Below are 2,019 nucleotides of genomic sequence, written 5' to 3' on the forward strand. Positions count from 1 at the left end.
GCGAACAGCAGCCCCTCCTCGGTCACCACCGCGGGCCCGAACTCCGCCAGCACCGTCTCGCCCTCGGGGAAGAACAGGCCCTGCAGCAGGAACACCGTGATCGCCACGGGCGCCGCGAGCAGCGGCAGCAGCCGGAAGTACTCCCGCCCCACCCCGGCCACCAGCACGGCGGGCACCAGGACGAGCAGCAGCAGCGCCAGCGGAGCCCACACGTTCGGGATGGCGAACGCCGTGGTCGTCACGGCCAGCGCCAGCACCAGCTTCGTCGTCGGGTTCAGCCGGTGCACCGGCGAGGTCCCCGACCGGAACAGCGCCGCCGTCACGCCGCGACCCCCGCCCGCGCCGCCCGCTCCAGGCCGAACACGTCGTGCTCGCGCGCGAACGGGAACCGCTGGCGCAGCCGCGCGGGCAGGTTCGCCAGCACCGCGCTCGCCAGCAGGCACGACGCGACCTTGTCCAGCGGATCGGCGATCAGCCCCTGCAGGGAGGCGGCCTCCAGCATCGAGTTGCCGTAGACCTGGAGCGTCGCGATGAACACCGACTGCCCGAGCGAGCCGCCCGCGTTGCCGAACACGAACGCGGTGATCGGCGCGGACACCACACCCGCGACCACGCCGATCAGCACCCCGGCGAGCACCACCGTCGGCGCCCGGCGGAACAGCCCGAAGCGGGAGAACGTCCCGGCCAGCAGGCCGATCGTCGCGGCGGTGACCGCGTACGGCAGCGAACCGGGGTTGATCGTCATGCCGACCGTGATGCTCGACAGCGCGCCGGTGGCCGCGCCCGCCGCCGGACCCGCGAGCACCCCGACCAGCACGGTGCCGATGGAGTCCAGGTGCACCGGCAGCCCGCTGATCCGCACCACCTGGCCGACGACGATGTTGATGGTGATGGCCACCGGGAACAGCGTCACCGTCGAGGCGGACAGCCGGGCCATCGCGCCGCTGACGATGAGCACCGAGCCCAGCAGGTAGCCGCCGAGCGCGAGCAGCGCCGCCGAGCCGCCCACCCCGTGCGGCGAGGTCGGGCGGGTGGCGATCAGGTAGGCGTAGGTGACCACGACCACCGACGTGCCGAGGGCGACGCGCGCCCACGGCGGTAACCGGGTCGGGAGCGGGGACTGGGGAACCGTCATGACCGAGGACCGCCTTCGCGGGTCAGGACTGCCAGAGGACCGGGCAGAACTCCGGGTCGGAGTAGTCGGGGGAGCCGTCGGGCAGCTTGCGCAGCAGCTCGTCGTGCTTGTACGCGGTCTGCCTGCTGTCGGTGGCCAACCGGTGGTCGCGGTGGGCGTTCGCGCCGTCCTGCAGGTGCAGGGAGATCGCGCGGCGCGGCCGGTCGCTCCGGTTGGCGGCGCTGCCGTGGTACAGCCGGCAGTGGTGGAACGTCATGTGCCCCTTGGGGATCGTCATGGGAAGCTTCACGACCTCGGCCCCGTTGCGCCGCGACACCTCGGTCAGCAGGTGCTCCCGCTCGGTGTCGCCGGGCACGGCGGCGTGGCCGTTGCGGCTGTCCCAGCCCCGGAACTCGTCCCACCGGTGGCTGCCGTCCACCATGGTGATCGTGCCCATCTCCTCGTCGCAGTGGTGGAACGGGATGAAGGCCGTGATCATGTCCTCCGAGCTGGAGGTCGCCCAGTAGTACTTGTCGAAGTGCCACGGCACGATGTTGGACTTCTCGTCCGGCTGCGGCGGCTTGTACAGCAGCGTGGCCTGGAACAGGCGGATCAGGTCGACCCGCGCCAGCCTCGCCGCGGTGGCGGCGATGATCGGCTTGCGCAGGATCGCGCCGATGGTCTCGCTCTCGTAGTGGATGTAGTCGTTGTTGCGCTGGACCTCCCCGTCCTCCGGGGTCCAGTACGACAGCTTCTCCGGGCGCAGCGGCAGCTCGCGGTCCCGCCTGCCCGCGTAGTACTCCTCGCTGGCCGCGACGAGCGCGTCGACCTCGTCGTCGGTGAGCAGCTTCGGGGACAGGTACCAGCCGTGCTCGGCGTAGAACCGGACGTCGTCGTCGGAGGGC

General features: G+C 71.7%; 3 protein-coding genes. All 3 read right to left on the reverse strand.

Features of this window, described 5'->3' with window-relative positions:
- Positions 1-323, reverse strand: a 323-nt coding sequence (locus ACTUAL_RS11990) for a CbiQ family ECF transporter T component (RefSeq protein WP_440900292.1), incomplete at its 3' end; no start/stop codon positions are given.
- The gene (locus tag ACTUAL_RS11995) at positions 320-1,135 is read right to left on the reverse strand and encodes a histidine kinase (protein ID WP_157767802.1); all 816 of its coding nucleotides are present in this window, start codon (positions 1,133-1,135) and stop codon (positions 320-322) included. The genes ACTUAL_RS11995 and ACTUAL_RS11990, both read right to left, overlap by 4 nt.
- Before the next feature lie 22 nt (positions 1,136-1,157).
- Positions 1,158-2,019 (reverse strand): phytanoyl-CoA dioxygenase family protein (locus tag ACTUAL_RS12000; RefSeq protein ID WP_440900293.1); only part of this gene is annotated, 862 nt, incomplete at its 5' end.

This window comes from Actinosynnema sp., assembly GCF_052038725.1.

Bases quoted from the DNA above. Each gene is read 5' to 3' on its own strand.
- ACTUAL_RS11995 (WP_157767802.1), bottom strand. From the start codon at position 1,135: ATGACGGTTCCCCAGTCCCCGCTCCCGACCCGGTTACCGCCGTGGGCG.